Genomic DNA, 14,962 nt, shown 5'->3' with positions numbered 1-14,962 from the left:
AGAAGTGGTGAGGAATATGGGCCAGTCCGTTCAGTTCAACTCTCGTTCGCGGCAGCACGCAGTGCGCCGGGCGACCTCGCGCGCCGTGGCGGCGTCGCTGTCGTCCGCATTGTGTCTTGCGCTGGCCGCGCTGGCAGGCTGCGCCTATATCCCGAACCGGCAGCCGATCGTGCAGCAGCCGATGACGGCCGTGCCGCCGCCGCCGCCCGTCAACACCTCGCCGGGTTCGATCTACAACCCGGGCTATGTGGGGCGACCGCTGTTCGAAGACCAGCGTCCGCGCAATACCGGCGACATTCTCACCATCGTCATTTCCGAAAACATCAACGCCACGAAATCCTCGGGCGCCAACACCAAACGCGGCGGCAGCACCAGCTTCAACGTGCCGACCGCGGGCTTCGCGCCGGGCTTCTTCTCGCGCGCGAATCTGTCGGCCACCGGCGCGAACCAGTTCGACGCCACGGGCGGTGCGAACGCCTCCAACACCTTCACGGGCGTCATCACCGTGACGGTCACGAACGTGCTGCCCAACGGCAACCTGGTGGTGTCGGGCGAAAAGCAGATGCTCATCAACCAGGGCAATGAATTCGTACGCTTCTCCGGCGTCGTGAATCCGAACACCGTTGCCGGAGACAACTCCGTGCTCTCGACCGATGTCGCCGATGCGAAGATCGAATACTCCGCGAAAGGCGTAATCGACGAGGCCGAGACCATGGGCTGGCTGCAACGCTTTTTCCTGAATGTGGCGCCATGGTAAAGATCCGTTTCCAGCGCACGCGCCGCTCGCGCGTGAAAGATCTCCTGACCGCTTTCGGCGTGGTGGCGGGCTTCGTGTTTGCCTGCGGGGCGCTGCTGGCTTATGCCGCTCCCGCGCGCGCCGAACGCGTCAAGGACCTCGTCTCGTTCGCGGGCGTGCGTGACAACCCGCTGATCGGCTATGGCCTCGTGGTGGGGCTGGACGGCACCGGCGACCAGACCACCCAGGCGCCGTTCACCACGCAGACGCTTGCCAACATGCTCGCGAACCTGGGCATCTCGATCAACAACACGTCGAGCGCCAGCGGTTCCTCGCAGACGCTCAACAACATGCAGCTCAAGAACGTCGCGGCGGTGATCGTGACGGCGACGCTGCCGCCGTTCGCGCGTCCGGGCGAGACGATCGACGTGACGGTGTCGTCGCTGGCCAACGCCAAGAGCATTCGCGGCGGCACGCTGCTGCTCACGCCGCTCAAGGGGGCGGACGGCCAGGTCTACGCGCTGGCCCAGGGCAACGTGGCGGTGGGCGGCGCGGGCGCGTCGGCCAACGGCAGCAAGGTGCAGGTCAACCAGCTCGCGGCGGGCCGTATCGCGGCGGGCGCGACGGTCGAGCGCGCGGTGCCGTCGCCGGTTTCGCAGCCGGGCGGCCTGCTGCAGATGGAAGTCAACGATATGGACTACGACACGACGCAGCGCATCGTGGCGGCGGTCAACAATATGTTCGGCGCGGGCACCGCGGCGGCGGTCGACGGCCGCACGATCCAGGTGCACGGCCCGGCCGATCCGGCTTCGCAGGTCGGTTTCATCGCGCAGATCCAGAATCTCGACGTGCGCCCGGCCCAGCCGGCGGCGAAGGTGATCCTGAACGCGCGCACCGGCTCGATCGTCATGAACCAGATGGTGACGCTGGAATCGTGCGCGGTGGCGCACGGCAATCTCTCGGTGGTCGTGAACACGCAGACGGCGGTCAGCCAGCCGGGCGCGTTCTCGAATGGACAAACGGTCGCGACACGCCAGTCGCAGATCCAGTTGAAGCAGGATAACGGCGCGCTCAAGCTCGTCACGGCGGGCGCCAATCTCGCGGAAGTCGTCAAGGCGCTCAATGCGCTGGGCGCGACGCCGGCGGATCTGATGTCGATCCTGCAGGCAATGAAGGCGGCGGGTGCGTTGCGCGCCGACCTCGAAATTATCTGAGGACGTGAAAAATGGATAAGTCGAATATCGGCAACGGCAATCTCGACATCACGAACCGCTTCGCGCTGGACGTGCAGGGTTTCGACGCCATGCGCGCGGCCGCCAATGCCTCGCCGCAGCAGGGCGTGAAGGCCGCCGCGAAGCAGTTCGACGCCGTGTTCACGCAGATGATGCTCAAGAGCATGCGCGATGCGACGCCCTCGGACGGCCCGCTCGATTCCAGCGACGGCGCGCAGTTCCAGTCGATGATGGATCAGCAGCTCGCGCAGCAGATGTCGAACAAAGGCATTGGCGTGGCCAACGCCATGATCAAGCAGCTCACGCGCGCGATGGGCGGCGATCCCAACAGCACAGGCGGCGCGAACGGCGCGGGCGGCATCGCCAGCGCGATGCAGGGGCTGTCGGGTTCGGGCGGCAGCGGCAACGAAGGCAATATGGCGATGCTGAGCGCGCTTGGCCGCGCTTACGGCAACGCCTCGGCCAACGGCGCGCTCGGCAAGGGCCAGGGCTGGGACGCGAACAGCGCGCTCACGCCGCCCGTGCGCAGCAGCGGCGACGACAAGGTGGACGCCTTCGTCAACAAGCTCGCCAATGGCGCGCAGCAGGCCAGCGCATCGACCGGCATTCCGGCGCGCTTCATCGTCGGCCAGGCCGCGCTCGAATCGGGCTGGGGCAAGCGCGAAATCATGAAGGCGGACGGCTCGACCAGCTACAACGTGTTCGGCATCAAGGCCACCAAGGACTGGACCGGCAAGACGGTGTCGACCATGACCACCGAATACGTGAACGGCGCGCCGCATCGCGTGGTGGAGAAGTTCCGCGCCTACGACTCGTACGAAGACGCGATGGCCGACTACGCCAACGTGCTCAAGAGCAATCCGCGCTACGCCTCGGTCATCAACGGCTCGCGCAGCGCCGAGAGTTTCGCGCAGGGCATGCAGCGCGCCGGTTACGCGACCGACCCGCACTACGCGAAAAAGCTCATGTCGATCATGCAGCGCATGGCCTGACGCCTGGCTGGGCATTGGCCTGGTTGTCGCCTGATTTCCGCCTGATTTCTTTACGCGCCGCGCATAACATGCCGTGCGCCTTTTCTGTCGCCAGCAAACGTTGGCTTCGCGACGTTGTACGCGGATTCGCGTCCGATCGCGGCAGAATCGCAAAAAAAGCCTGCCCGGTGTGCGCCGGGCTAATTCGGGAAACGCAGAATTTTTCCGGCGAACCCCTAAATTTCCGTGTCATCCTGCCGCTAATGCAGGCGAGATCCAAGAGAATCAGGGGCGGCAAAGACCGCCCGGACGGCGCGCCACGAGACCTTCCGAAGCGCGCCGGCATGTCCACGAAATTCCGGCAGGCCGATGAATACCGTTCAGTCGAATCAACAGGAACAAGTCGATGGCGAAAGCCCCGACTATGGCCGTCGCAACCCGCTCGAAGTCGGGGTGCAGTTGCGCAATCTCGCCAATCGCGGCGATTTCCTGACCTTGCAATACCGCGGGGGCCAGCTGGTCACGCGCATCCTCGACGTCAATTCGCGCGAGCGTACCTTCACGTTCGATTGGGGCGCGGTGTCCGATCAGAACCGCGAGGTGCTGTCCACCCAGGAGTGCCAGTTCCATGCCTCGCCCGACGGCGTGCGCGTGGAATTCACCACGGGCATGCCGCGCGAGACGACCTTCGAAGGGCGTCCCGCCTTCGAGGCTACGTTCCCCGAAGTGCTCTACTACATGCAGCGCCGCGAGTACTTCCGCGTCGATACGCCCGTGATGGAGCCGTGCATCGTGCGCGGCGCGCTGCCGATGGACGGCCAGCGCTTCCAGTTCGAGGTGCACGACATCTCGCTGGGGGGGCTGGGGCTGCGCACCACGGACGAACGCGCTGCGGCGCTCGACATGGGGCTGAAGCTCGTCGACGTGGAGCTGGAGCTGCGTGGGCACGGCACGCTGCGCGTCGATCTCGCGCTGGTGGTGCTGCGCTTTATCGATCTGCCCAACGGCGATCGCCGCTATCACCTTGGCCTGCGTTTCGAGACGCTGCCGGGTGCAGCGGAAAACAGCCTGCAGCGCTATATCACGCAGCTCGAAATGAAGCGTCGCGCCTTCCAGCGCGCCTGAGCTTCACCGCGGCGGGGGCCATCGAGGCCACTGCCGCGTCTGCGATCCGCAGTCTGCGCGGCGCGCCCTTCGCGTGCGCCGCGCGCCTTCCCGATGCGCCGGGCATGCACCCGTTTGCCGACGCAGGGCGGGACGCGACACGCGCCCCACGCCAAACGTTTTCCCCGCCAAATTCTTCCTTACCGCCGCTTAATTTCGGCGCTGCGCTGCCGTTATCACATAAGTTCACCCACGCGGCCCCTCCGACCGAGACGTCGGGCCGGCCGTCCACGAGGATTACGCATGTCCAACATTTTCTCGATCGGTCTCTCCGGGTTGCAGGCGGCCCAGATCGGCATCGCCACAGCCGGCGAGAACATCAGCAATTCGTCGACCGCGGGCTACAACGTGGAAAGCGCGGTGTACAGCGAAGCGAATGGCCAGGCGACCGGCTCGGGATACATCGGCGCGGGCGTCAACACGGCGACCGTGCAGCGCGCCTATAGCCAGTACATCACGACCGCGCTCAACAACGCGCAGTCGACCAACGGCTCGCTGACCGCTTCGTACACGCTGGCGACGCAGCTGTCGAACCTTGTCGGCAGCCCGACCTCGGGCATTGCTTCGTCGATCACGTCGTTCTTCACGGGCCTGCAGAACGTCTCGAACTCGCCGAGCAGCAGCTCGGTGCGTCAGACCGCGCTGTCCGATGCGCAGACGCTGGCGGACCAGATCAACTCGGCCGGCCAGCAATACGACTCGCTGCGCCAGAGCGTGAACACCCAGCTCACCAACGCCGTTTCGCAGATCAACACCTACTCGCAGCAGATTGCGCAGCTCAATACGCAGATCGCCACGGCAAGCGCCTCGGGCCAGCAGCCGAACCAGCTGCTCGACCAGCGTGACCAGGCGGTCTCGAACCTGTCGCAACTGGTGGGCGTGCAGGTCGTGCAGAACAGCAGCGGCTATAGCGTGTTCCTCGGCAACGGGCAGCCGCTGGTGGTGAGCGGCCAGAACTACAACCTCACGACGCAGGCCTCCGACACCAACCCGTCGGAACTGACGGTGGCCTGGCAAGGCCTGCCGGGTTCGACCACCGCGCCGCAAGCGCTGTCGAGCGCGGCGCTCACGGGCGGCACGGTGGGCGGCCTCGTGTCGTTCGTGCAGAACACGCTCGATCCGGCTGAATCGCAGCTGGGCGCGATCGCCACCAGCTTCGCTTCGCAGGTGAACTCGCAGAATGCGCTGGGCCTGACGCTGAGCGGCACGGCGGGCGGCAATCTGTTCACGGTGGGCGCACCGGTCGTCACGGGCAACCGCAACAACACCGGCAGCGCCACGGTTGCGGCGACGCTCACCAACGCCGTCAGCCCGCCGACCGATAACTACACGCTTTCGTATTCGAGCACCGCAGGCGGCACCTGGACGCTGACCGATTCGACCACCAACTCGGTGGTCGGCACGACCACCACCCAGCCGAGCACGGCCAATCCGTTCACGGCGGCGGGACTGTCGATCACCTCGACCGGCACGATGGCCAACGGCGATTCGTACGCGATCCAGCCGACCGCCGGCGCACTCGACAGCTTCAGCGTGGCGACCAGCGATCCTTCGGCGATCGCCGCGGCCTCGCCGGTGCTGGTGTCGGCCGCGACCGGCAACGCGGGCACGGCGGTAGTCACGCAGGGCACGGTGACCTCGGGTTACGCGGTGTCGTCGACGCCCATCAAGCTCACCTATACGGCGGCCAGCTCCGGCTCGGGCGGCACGCTCAGCGGCTTCCCGGCGAATTCGACGATTTCCGTGACGGTGCCGGGCGCCAGCTCGCCCACCACCTACACGACCGACGCGTTGGGCAACGTCAGCTCGCCGGTGAGTTACACCCCGAGCAGCGGCGCGACCTTCACGATCACGTCGGCCACCAGCGGCAACACCAACAACGTGAGCTTCTCGATGACGGGCACGCCTGCGACGGGCGACACCTTCACCATCGGCAAGAACACCAGCGGCTCCCAGGACGGCCGCAATGCGCTGGCGCTCGCCAACCTGACGTCGGGCACCTCGTTCACCAATTCGCAGACGCTCACCAACGCGTATTCGAACTACGTGAACGCGATCGGCAACACGGCGAGCCAGCTCAAGGCGTCGAGCACGTCGCAGACCTCACTGGTCACGCAACTGACCTCGCAGCAGCAGTCGGTGCAGGGCGTGAACCTCGACGAAGAAGCGGCCAAGCTGCTGCAGTACCAGCAGCTCTATCAGGCCAACAGCAAGGTGATCCAGACGGCGGCTTCGCTGTTCCAGACCCTGATCGGCATTTTCCAGTGAGGCGCTGACCAACCATGCGTATCGCGACTTCCCAGATTTACTCGTCGAGCCTTTCGACGATGGAAAACCAGCAGTCCAACCTGTTGGCGGTCCAGCAGCAGATTTCGACGGGCGTGGCCATCTCCAATCCCGCCGACAACCCGTTGGGCGCGGCGCAGGCCGTGCAGCTTTCGGCCACCAGCGCCACGCTCTCGCAGTACGCGAGCAATCAGAGCTCGGCGCTGTCGTCGCTGCAACTCGAAGATTCGACGCTCTCCAGCGTGACGACGACCCTGCAGGCGATGAGCCAGCAAATCCAGTCGGCCATCAACGGCTCGCTCAACGACAACGACCGCCAGGCGCTCGCCAAGCAGCTCACCGGCGAACGCAGCCAGCTGCTCACGCTCGCCAACACCACGGACGGCGCGGGCAACTATCTGTTCTCGGGCTTTCAGAGCACCTCGCAGGTGTTTACGAACCAGCCGGGCGGCGGCGTGACGTACAACGGCGACCTGGGCCAGCGCACCGTGCAGGTGGCGGGCTCGCGTTCGATCGCCATCAGCGACACGGGCGCGGCGGTGTTCCAGACGGTGTCGTCGGTGGGCACCTCGGCGGTGGCCGCGGGTAATTCGTTGAATACCGGCACGGGCACCATCAGCGGCGTGACGGTCACGGACCCGACCCAGGCAACCAACGGCCACAACCTGTCGATCCAGATTGGCGGCACGGCCGGTGCACTCACCTACACGGTGACCGACAACTCGACCTCGCCCGCCACGGCGCTCGCGACGAACCAGCCCTACACGGACGGTTCGGCCATCGCTCTCGGCACGGGCATGAACGTGACGATCTCGGGCACGCCGGCAGTGGGCGACAAATTTTCGGTGACGCCGGCCACGGCGGCGCAGAACAGCAGCGTGTTTTCGAGCATCGACGCTGTGATCTCGGCGCTGCAAACCTCCGCGACGGGCAACCCGAGCGCGACGGCGAATCTGCAGAACGCGCTGCAGGCCGGGCTCACGCAGATCGGCAACTCGACCTCGAACGTGATTACGCTGCAGGCGTCGGTGGGCGGTCGCGAGCAGGAAGTGAAGGCGCTGCAGACCGTCACGTCGACCAACTCGCTGCAGATCACGTCGAACCTCGACGATCTGGTGAGCACGGATACGGTGGCGGCGATCACGCAGTACGAGCAGATCTCGAACGCGCTGTCGGCCTCGCAGAAGAGCTTCGCGGCCACGCAGCAGCTTTCGCTGTTCCAGTACATCAATCCTTGATTTAGCGGTTCACGCTTAAAAAAACGGCGGCAGGCCTGAAGGCTTGCCGCCGTTTTTGTTTGCACTGTCGAAGCCTGTTTCGAACCCGCTTCGAACCTTACATGGAACCCTGCTTGCCGCCCCCTCAACCCAGCGGCTTGAGCGCCGCCGCCACGCGTCCCATCTGCTCCAGACCGCTTTCAAACAGCCGCGAGAAGTAGGGGATCAGACTCGGCATCATCAACTGGATCAGCAGTAGCCCCACCAGCATCGTGACCGCAAAGCCGATCTGGAACACGCCGATCTGCGGCGCCGCGCGGTTCAGAATGCCCAGCGAAATATTGGTGATGAGCAGCGCCACCACCACGGGCAGCGAGAGCAGCAGCCCCGAATTGAACACCATCGCGCCCCAGCCCACCAGCAGGCGAAAGCCGTTGCCATTGAGCACATTGGCCGAGACCGGCACGCTCGTGAAGGTCTCGACGATGGCGGCGATCATCTGCAGATGGCCGTCGAAGGCGAGGAAGGTCAGCATCGCCATCATGTTGAACCACGACGACAGCGCGGGCGAGGTGGTGTTGGACTGCGGATCGAAGAACGACGCGAACGACAGGCCCATGCCCGCGCCCATCAGGTCGGCGGCGGCTGTCACCACGGCGAACACCATCTGCATGGTGAAGCCCAGCGCCACGCCAATCAGAAACTGGTTCACCAGAATCCACACGCCTTCGGCGGAGAACACGGTGACCTGCGGCATGGCGCCAAGCGTAGGCGCGACGATCAGCGTGATGAAGGCCGCGAGGCCAATCTTCACGCGCGTGGAAATGGCGCGGTTGCCGACCACGGGCGCGGTCGCGATCAGCGCAAGGATGCGCGTGAACGGCCACAGGAACGCGGTAAGCCAGAGATTGAGCTGCGCGTAGGTGACGGTGAACATCGCGTGGAGAGAAGGGCGCTCGCGTTCGCGCCGGCAGGCTGCCGGGCGCGCGCCAGCGCGGGGTTCAGGCCGCGAGTGCGGGAATGCTCGTGAACATGCGGTGCATGTAGTCGAGGATCGTGGTGAGCATCCACGGTCCGGCGATCACGAGCGTCACCGCAATCGCGACGAGCTTGGGAATGAAGGAAAGCGTGCTTTCGTTGATCTGCGTGGCGGCCTGAAAGAGGCTCACCACCAGACCGACAATCAGCGACACGAGCAGCAGCGGCGCAGCCAGCAGCAGCGCCACATACATCGCTTCGTGCGAGAGGGTCATGACCATTTCGGGCGTCATCGCGGCTGTCCTCGTCGGTCCTTACGTGAAGCTCTGCGCGAGCGAGCCGATCAGCAGTTGCCAGCCGTCCACCAGCACGAACAGCATCAGCTTGAACGGCAGCGAGATGGTCGCGGGCGAGACCATCATCATACCCATCGACATCAGCACGCTCGCCACCACCATATCGATGATGAGAAACGGAATGAAGATCGTGAAGCCGATCTGGAAGCCGGTTTTCAGCTCGCTCGTCACGAACGAGGGCACCAGCAGCGTGAGCGGCACGTCCTCGGGGCCCTGCATGGGTGCGGCGTGCGAGATGCGCGCGAACAGGGCGAGATCGGACTCGCGGGTCTGGCGCAGCATGAAGGTCTTGAACGGTGCGACGCCGCGCGCAACGGCTTCGTCCATCGGCAGGGTGCCGGCCGAGAACGGCTTGTAGCCGTCGTTATAGGCCTTGTCGAGCACCGGCGACATGATGAACAGCGTCAGGAACAGCGCGAGGCCGACGATCACCTGGTTAGGCGGCGTCGTGGTCGTGCCGAGCGCCTGGCGCAGCAGCGACAGCACGATGATGATGCGCGTGAAGCTCGTCATCATCAGCACCATCGCGGGCAGGAACGACAGCATCGTGAGCAGCAGCATCGTCTGCACGCTCAGCGAATAGGTCGTACCGCCGCCGGGGCCGGGGCTCGTGTTGAAGGCGGGCAGGCCTTGCGGCTGCGCAGCTTGTGCGTGGGCGAGGTGCGGCAGCATCAGCAGCACGACGGTCAGCGCGAACAGCAAGGCGAGCGGCAGCGCCATGCGCGAGAGCCGTTGCTTGCAGCGGGAGAGAAAGCCGGGATTCGATGTCACGATCGAGGACTGTTGCACGCGGGCGCGGGAGGGTGGAACCGCCGCCGCCGCCGCGTCGGAAAGGGAACTGCCGTGCATTTACTGCGCTCCGCCGTCGTGACGTTTAAAACGCTTGCCCGCTTCATGTTTGAGCGCGTCACGAAAACGCTGTCCGAAGCTGCCCTGTAGGGCCGGGCCGTTGGCTGACGCTCCAGCCGCATTCGGTAATTCGCCCGCGGGCATGGTGTGCAGCAGCGTCACGCTGCCCGGCGACGCGCCCAGCACCAGCCAGGTATCGCCGATCTCCACCACCGCCACGCGCTCCTTGCCGCCCAGCGACGCGCCGCCCACGGTCTTGATCAGCGCATTCTTCGGGCCGTGCTGCAGCCCGAGACGGCGCGCCAGCCAGCCGCAGGCGAACACCACGGCGATCACCAGCACGAGGCCGAACACCGTTTGCAGCACCGCGCCAAAGCCAAGCGAGGGCACCGCGCTGCCCGTCACCACGGCCGATGCGCCCGAGGCCGAGCGCGCCGCCTGCGTTGCCTGGTTGAGCGCCTGCAGGTCGGCGGCGCGAGCCGCGACGCTGGCAAGCGACGCCAAAGCCACAGTGATAGCGGAGGTCCTGCGCACGGCCTGGCGTTTCATCGGTTCAGTTTCCGGATCCGTTCGGACGGCGTGATGATGTCCGTGAGGCGGATACCGAACTTGTCGTTCACCACCACCACTTCGCCCTGGGCGATCAGGCAGCCGTTCACGAGCACGTCCATCGGCTCGCCCGCGAGGCCGTCCAGCTCCACCACCGAACCCTGCGCCAGTTGCAGCAGGTTGCGGATGGCGATCTTGGTGCGGCCCAGTTCGACGGTCATCTGGACGGGAATGTCCAGAATCATGTCGATGTCGTTGCGCGTCGAGTTCTGATCGACCTTCGAGAGCGGCTGGAACACGGCCGCGGGTTGTGCTGCGGGTGCGTCGTTGCTGTTCTGCTCGGCCAGTGCGGCAGCCCAATCGTCCATCGCCATTTCGTCTTCCGTGCTCGTTGCACTCGTTGTCGTATTCGCAGCCGCGGCTGCGGCCATCGCTTCTGCCTGCGCGGCGGCCTCCGGGCCGTTGGGATCGAGCACCGGTTCGTCAGCGCTCGTGCCGTTGATGTCACTCATATCCACCTTCCTTCATCGTGTCGGCTGCGCTGATCATCTTCTGGACCCGCAACGCGTATTGACCATTGAAAATTCCGTAGCCGCATTCCATCACCGGCACGCCATCGACCTTGGCGACGATGTGCTCGGGCACGTTCATCGGCAGCACATCGCCCTTCTTCATGTTCAGGATCTGCTCGAAGGTGATGGGCACCTGGGCCAGATCGGCGGTCAGCTCCACTTCGGCGGCCTGCACCTGCTGCGAGAGCACGCGCACCCAGCGGCGGTCCACGTCGAGCACTTCGCCTTGCAGCGGCGAGGCCAGCACGTCGCGGATCGGCTCGATCATCGAATACGGCATGCAGATGTGCAGCGTGCCGCCGGTCGGGCCGAACTCGATCGAGAACTGCGTGACGATGACGATTTCGTTGGGCGTGGCGACGTTGGCGAACTGCGTGTGCATTTCCGAGCGCACGTATTCGAAGTTCAGCGGGCGTACGCTCTTCCAGGCGTTCGTGTAGTGCTCGAACACCAGATTGAGCAGCTTGCTGATGATGCGCTGCTCGGTCTGCGTGAAGTCGCGGCCTTCGACGCGCGTATGGAAGCGCCCGTCGCCGCCGAACAGGTTGTCCACCACGAAGAACACCAGATTCGGATCGAACACGAACAGCGACGTGCCGCGCAGCGGCTTCACGTGCACCAGGTTCAGATTCGTCGGAATCGGCAGGTTGCGGGTGAACTCGCTGTACTTCTGCACGCGCACCGGACCGACCGAAATTTCGGCGGTACGGCGCATGAAATTGAAGATGCCTACGCGCAACAGTCGCGCGAAACGCTCGTTGATGATCTCGAGACCGGGCATCCGGCCGCGCACGATGCGTTCCTGCGTGGCGATGTTGTACGGACGCACGCCCTGCTTTTCAGCCTGGCTCGATTCCGTATCGACTTCGCCGGTGACGCCTTTGAGGAGGGCATCGACCTCCTCCTGCGACATGAACTCGTCGTGCCCCATACTCATGATGCGAAATCCTCGGATGTCTGCGCGCTGTGCATGCCGCTTTGCATACGCTTATTGCACGACGAATTCGGTGAACAGCACGTCCTCGACCTTGGCCGGTTCGGCGCGCGAGTCGGACGGCTGGGCGATCAGCTTCGCGAGCTCGGCCGCGAGGGTGCGTTTGCCGTCGAGCGGCGCCAGATCGGACGGATGCTTGTTCGAGAGCGCCAGCAGCACGCGGCTGCGGATCTCCGGCATGCGAGCGACCAGCGCGTCCTGGGTCGCCTGGCTGTCGAGCTTGAGCGTGAGGCCGATGCGCAGATAGTGCGTCTCGCCGTCGTCGGACTGCAGGTTGACCGTCATCGGTTCGAGCGCGTAGTAGACCGGCACGGCGGGCGGCGGCGGCGCGGCGGCAGCCGGGGCGCTCGCGGCGTGGCGCGACATGAAGAACCACACGCCCGCGCCGGCGGCGCCAGCGGCAAGGATCGCGATGATCGCAATGAGAAGGATGCGCTTCAGCGGTCCGGGTTTTGCGCCTTGCGGGGCGGCTTGCTGGTTTGCGGTCGTGGTCGCCATGTCGGTGTGCGGGTTCGATTACATCTGGGGTTCGAAAGACGCGGGCGACGCCCTGATGGCGCGCGCCCGCATTCATTCCGGCAGCCTGCATTGTTCCGGCTTTTGCCTTACAGCGATGGGAAGAATAGACGGGAGATTTCCGGCTATCTCGTGGCTTTGTGCGGCGCAGTCGGCGAAGGACCAGCAAACGGCCAGCAAAAGGGCGGCAAAAGGGCGGCAAAAGGCCGGAAAACGATGCTGCGGGAATGGGGGATGGAGCGTAGCAGGAAGGCTGGGCGCGGGCGAGCGCGCGCAGCGGCCCTTTCCTTTCAGCGTATTCGCGCCGCCAGGCGCGGCTTGCGCCGGGCCGCGCCGGTACGTGCTCAGGTGCGCACTGGAGCGCCTGGTGGCGGACGCTTAAGCGAAGGTGTCGATCAGGCCGACGGTGCGCGTCGTGGCCGTGGTGGCGGCGCTGCTCGCCACGTCGTCCACACCGCCCGTCGAGGCGACGCCCGAACCGCCCGAGCGCGACGAACGCGAACTGCCCGAGCCGCTACCCGAACCGCTGCTGTCCTGTTGCGCCTGCTGGTTCGTCTGGCGCGAGAAGCCGTCGGTGACGCTCGCGCTGCCAAGACCGATGCCGTTTTCCTGCATCTGCTCGCGCAGCTTCGGCAGCGCGGCTTCGACGGCCTCGCGCACCTGCTGGTGCTGCGAGACGAACAGGGCGTGCGCGTGGTTGTCCGCGACCTGCAGCACCACTTGCAGCGGCCCGAGATCCTTCGGATTGAGCGTGAGTTCCGCCGACGACTGATGCGCGTTCGACAGGAACACCACCTTCTGGCTGAGCGCGTCTTCCCAGTCGGAGGTGCCCACCTGCGGCGACAGCGTGCTGGCAGCCGCCGCCGATTGCGCGGCCGGATTGCTGGCAGCCGATGCGCCTTGCGTCGCCTGGGCCTGGGCGGCTGCGGCAGCGGCCTGGCTGGCGGCGAGCGCATCCGTGACGGCGTTGGTGGCGCTCGACGTATCCGTTTGCGTGGTGCCGGCCTGGGCCGCTGCGGCGAGCGCTGCGTTGGCGGTCTGCGTGGCGGCCTCGGTGGTCGCGCCCGCGACGGTCCTGGCGGTGCCGGCAGCGTCGGTTTTATCGTCGATCACGGTGCCGAGCGTCTTCTGTTTCGCCTGCGCGCCCAGATGCGTCGCGAAGCTGCTGGCGATGCTCGCGCCACCCGCAGCGGCGCTGGTGTCCGTCGCCGTGGAAGCCGCGCCGCGCGTGTTCAGCGTGGCAGCGCCGCTGCGCAGCGTGTTGAGCGCGGCGGTGAGCGCGTCGCTGGCCGACTTCGAGGCAGTCGCCGTGGTGCCGTTCGCAGCCGTGCCGGCGGCGTTTGCACCAGCCGCACCAGCCGCTGCGGCCGCCGAGGCTACGCTGGCAAGCGTGGCATCGGTGCCAGCCTGGCTGGCGTCGCTGCCAGCGTCGCTCGAAGCCTGATCCTGGCCTTGCTGCGCGGCCTGCTGGGCCTGTTGCGCCTGCTGCGCCTGCGCGGCGGCGGCCTGCGCGGCTGCGTCGGACTGCGCCTGCTGCGTGCGCGCATCGTCGCCGCGATGGTCGGTCGTCGAGGTGTGCTTCGTGCCTTGCGTCGACGAACTGCTGCCCGACGCTTGCGTGGACTGGCTCGATTGACTCGTCTGGCTCGATTGCGTCGATTGAGTCGATTGAGTCGATTGCGTCGATGGCGAGCTCTGTGCGCTTTTCTGCGCGCTGTTCCAGCTTTGCGCGGCCTGCGCGCTCTGCTGTTGCTGGAGCGCCTGCTGGCTGTTGCTGGCGTTCTGGCTCGCTTGCGCGGCCATGCTTTGCTGCAGCGTCTGCGCGAAGCCCTGGCTCGCCTGGTCCGCCTGACTGGCGCCGGCGCTGCCGCTGGTGGCGGAGTCCACGGCCCCGAAGAGCGAACTGACTGCGGAAAGAAGCGACATGAGGTCTGCCCCGGATAACGTGTTCGGTGTCAATCGCGACGCCCGTCAAGCTATGCGATGCGGGCGTCGGCGTCTATTTTTGGGTACGGCTTGTAGAGAGTCCAAACGGTATTGCCTTACAGCGTCTGTCTTGCTGCGCAGCCTTAAAGCGGCGACGTACGCATGCGCAGCGCGCGCGCGGCGAACTCGTCGGAATCGCGCTGATCGCGTTTGGCTTCCTTGCGCGCCTGCACGGCGTCCTGGCGCGTTTGCAGCACTTCATAGGAACCCAGCTTCTGTTTGGTGCGGGTCCATTCCGGCTTGGCCGCCTCCACGCGCTGGGTCGCCTGATCGAGCATGCGGCGCTGCTGTTCGATGGCGGAGTCGAGCGTATCGATGAACGCCTGGAAGTTGCGCACATTGCCCGCGGCCATGCCGGCACGCGCGGACTCGGTGAAGCGCACGTGATACTCCTCGCGGTAGTCGATCAGCGCCTTGAGCTGCGTTTCGACTTCGCTGCGCTCGCGCTGCACGCGCCCGAGGCGCTGCGTCGCGGCGTCCACGTCGTCCTGCGCGAGGCCGATGAGGGTTTGCAACGCGGTCTGTTTCGTCATGTCGTCAATCCTCGCTCAGTGGG

General features: G+C 65.7%; 15 protein-coding genes. 6 read left to right on the top strand and 9 right to left on the bottom strand.

From position 1 onward, the window contains the following. The first annotated feature begins 16 nt into the window (after window positions 1-16). The 6 genes from flgH (at window position 17) to flgL (ending at window position 7,627) form a co-directional block, all read left to right on the top strand. The gene (flgH, locus tag F4827_RS03190; protein ID WP_183721486.1) at window positions 17-757 is read left to right on the top strand and encodes a flagellar basal body L-ring protein FlgH; all 741 of its coding nucleotides are present in this window, start codon (window positions 17-19) and stop codon (window positions 755-757) included. Further along, window positions 751-1,950: a flagellar basal body P-ring protein FlgI gene (locus tag F4827_RS03185; protein ID WP_183721483.1), complete on the top strand. Its 1,200-nt coding sequence runs from the start codon at window positions 751-753 to the stop codon at window positions 1,948-1,950. Before flgH ends, F4827_RS03185 begins: the two co-directional genes overlap by 7 nt. 11 nt (window positions 1,951-1,961) lie before the next feature. Then, window positions 1,962-2,960: a flagellar assembly peptidoglycan hydrolase FlgJ gene (flgJ, locus tag F4827_RS03180; RefSeq protein WP_183721480.1), complete on the top strand. Its 999-nt coding sequence runs from the start codon at window positions 1,962-1,964 to the stop codon at window positions 2,958-2,960. A 348-nt stretch (window positions 2,961-3,308) separates the two neighbouring features. Then, window positions 3,309-4,064, top strand: coding sequence for a flagellar brake protein (locus tag F4827_RS03175; RefSeq protein ID WP_183721477.1), 756 nt, complete (start codon window positions 3,309-3,311; stop codon window positions 4,062-4,064). 282 nt (window positions 4,065-4,346) lie between these two features. Then, window positions 4,347-6,371, top strand: coding sequence for a flagellar hook-associated protein FlgK (gene flgK, locus F4827_RS03170; protein ID WP_183721474.1), 2,025 nt, complete (start codon window positions 4,347-4,349; stop codon window positions 6,369-6,371). 14 nt (window positions 6,372-6,385) lie between these two features. Beyond that, on the top strand, window positions 6,386-7,627 hold the full coding sequence (flgL, locus tag F4827_RS03165; RefSeq protein WP_183721471.1) for a flagellar hook-associated protein FlgL: 1,242 nt from the start codon (window positions 6,386-6,388) through the stop codon (window positions 7,625-7,627). Window positions 7,628-7,751: 124 nt separating this feature from the next. On the opposite strand, the gene fliR is transcribed toward flgL, so the two are convergent. The 9 genes from fliR to fliJ form a co-directional block, all read right to left on the bottom strand. Continuing rightward, complete coding sequence (fliR, locus tag F4827_RS03160; RefSeq protein ID WP_183721468.1) at window positions 7,752-8,543, bottom strand: flagellar biosynthetic protein FliR; 792 nt, start codon at window positions 8,541-8,543, stop codon at window positions 7,752-7,754. A gap of 64 nt (window positions 8,544-8,607) precedes the next feature. Then, a complete protein-coding gene (gene fliQ / locus F4827_RS03155) occupies window positions 8,608-8,877 on the bottom strand; it encodes a flagellar biosynthesis protein FliQ (RefSeq protein WP_167070205.1) in 270 nt (89 codons plus the stop codon). Window positions 8,878-8,898: 21 nt separating this feature from the next. Next, window positions 8,899-9,660 (bottom strand): flagellar type III secretion system pore protein FliP, encoded by a 762-nt coding sequence (gene fliP, locus F4827_RS03150; protein WP_183722686.1) that lies wholly within the window; start codon window positions 9,658-9,660, stop codon window positions 8,899-8,901. A gap of 129 nt (window positions 9,661-9,789) precedes the next feature. Then, window positions 9,790-10,338 carry a flagellar biosynthetic protein FliO gene (gene fliO / locus F4827_RS03145; RefSeq protein ID WP_183721465.1) on the bottom strand — a complete coding sequence of 183 codons (549 nt, stop codon included), beginning with the start codon at window positions 10,336-10,338 and terminating at the stop codon, window positions 9,790-9,792. Beyond that, on the bottom strand, window positions 10,335-10,850 hold the full coding sequence (fliN, locus tag F4827_RS03140) for a flagellar motor switch protein FliN (protein ID WP_183721461.1): 516 nt from the start codon (window positions 10,848-10,850) through the stop codon (window positions 10,335-10,337). The genes fliO and fliN overlap by 4 nt, the downstream gene beginning before the upstream one ends. Beyond that, window positions 10,843-11,841, bottom strand: coding sequence for a flagellar motor switch protein FliM (fliM, locus tag F4827_RS03135; RefSeq protein WP_183722684.1), 999 nt, complete (start codon window positions 11,839-11,841; stop codon window positions 10,843-10,845). Before fliM ends, fliN begins: the two co-directional genes overlap by 8 nt. A gap of 57 nt (window positions 11,842-11,898) precedes the next feature. Beyond that, window positions 11,899-12,402, bottom strand: a complete 504-nt coding sequence (fliL, locus tag F4827_RS03130) for a flagellar basal body-associated protein FliL (protein ID WP_183721458.1) — start codon at window positions 12,400-12,402, stop codon at window positions 11,899-11,901. Window positions 12,403-12,798: 396 nt separating this feature from the next. Next, window positions 12,799-14,346, bottom strand: a complete 1,548-nt coding sequence (locus F4827_RS03125) for a flagellar hook-length control protein FliK (protein WP_183721455.1) — start codon at window positions 14,344-14,346, stop codon at window positions 12,799-12,801. Between the two features lie 143 nt (window positions 14,347-14,489). Next, the gene (fliJ, locus tag F4827_RS03120; protein WP_183721452.1) at window positions 14,490-14,939 is read right to left on the bottom strand and encodes a flagellar export protein FliJ; all 450 of its coding nucleotides are present in this window, start codon (window positions 14,937-14,939) and stop codon (window positions 14,490-14,492) included. Window positions 14,940-14,962: the final 23 nt, after the last annotated feature.

This window comes from Paraburkholderia bannensis (assembly GCF_014200455.1).
Taxonomy (GTDB): domain Bacteria; phylum Pseudomonadota; class Gammaproteobacteria; order Burkholderiales; family Burkholderiaceae; genus Paraburkholderia; species Paraburkholderia bannensis_A.
The sequence above is the reverse complement of the archived record's forward strand: the minus strand, read 5'-3'. Positions and strand labels throughout refer to the sequence as shown.

What these genes read in the sequence shown, in the direction of transcription:
- flgH (WP_183721486.1), top strand. Translation starts at nt 17, where the DNA reads ATGGGCCAGTCCGTTCAGTTCAACTCTCGTTCGCGGCAGCACGCAGTG.
- fliO (WP_183721465.1), bottom strand. Translation starts at nt 10,338, where the DNA reads ATGAAACGCCAGGCCGTGCGCAGGACCTCCGCTATCACTGTGGCTTTG.
- fliM (WP_183722684.1), bottom strand. Translation starts at nt 11,841, where the DNA reads ATGGGGCACGACGAGTTCATGTCGCAGGAGGAGGTCGATGCCCTCCTC.
- fliR (WP_183721468.1), bottom strand. Translation starts at nt 8,543, where the DNA reads ATGTTCACCGTCACCTACGCGCAGCTCAATCTCTGGCTTACCGCGTTC.
- flgK (WP_183721474.1), top strand. Translation starts at nt 4,347, where the DNA reads ATGTCCAACATTTTCTCGATCGGTCTCTCCGGGTTGCAGGCGGCCCAG.
- fliJ (WP_183721452.1), bottom strand. Translation starts at nt 14,939, where the DNA reads ATGACGAAACAGACCGCGTTGCAAACCCTCATCGGCCTCGCGCAGGAC.
- F4827_RS03185 (WP_183721483.1), top strand. Translation starts at nt 751, where the DNA reads ATGGTAAAGATCCGTTTCCAGCGCACGCGCCGCTCGCGCGTGAAAGAT.
- flgL (WP_183721471.1), top strand. Translation starts at nt 6,386, where the DNA reads ATGCGTATCGCGACTTCCCAGATTTACTCGTCGAGCCTTTCGACGATG.
- flgJ (WP_183721480.1), top strand. Translation starts at nt 1,962, where the DNA reads ATGGATAAGTCGAATATCGGCAACGGCAATCTCGACATCACGAACCGC.
- F4827_RS03175 (WP_183721477.1), top strand. Translation starts at nt 3,309, where the DNA reads ATGAATACCGTTCAGTCGAATCAACAGGAACAAGTCGATGGCGAAAGC.
- F4827_RS03125 (WP_183721455.1), bottom strand. Translation starts at nt 14,346, where the DNA reads ATGTCGCTTCTTTCCGCAGTCAGTTCGCTCTTCGGGGCCGTGGACTCC.
- fliL (WP_183721458.1), bottom strand. Translation starts at nt 12,402, where the DNA reads ATGGCGACCACGACCGCAAACCAGCAAGCCGCCCCGCAAGGCGCAAAA.
- fliQ (WP_167070205.1), bottom strand. Translation starts at nt 8,877, where the DNA reads ATGACGCCCGAAATGGTCATGACCCTCTCGCACGAAGCGATGTATGTG.
- fliP (WP_183722686.1), bottom strand. Translation starts at nt 9,660, where the DNA reads ATGGCGCTGCCGCTCGCCTTGCTGTTCGCGCTGACCGTCGTGCTGCTG.
- fliN (WP_183721461.1), bottom strand. Translation starts at nt 10,850, where the DNA reads ATGAGTGACATCAACGGCACGAGCGCTGACGAACCGGTGCTCGATCCC.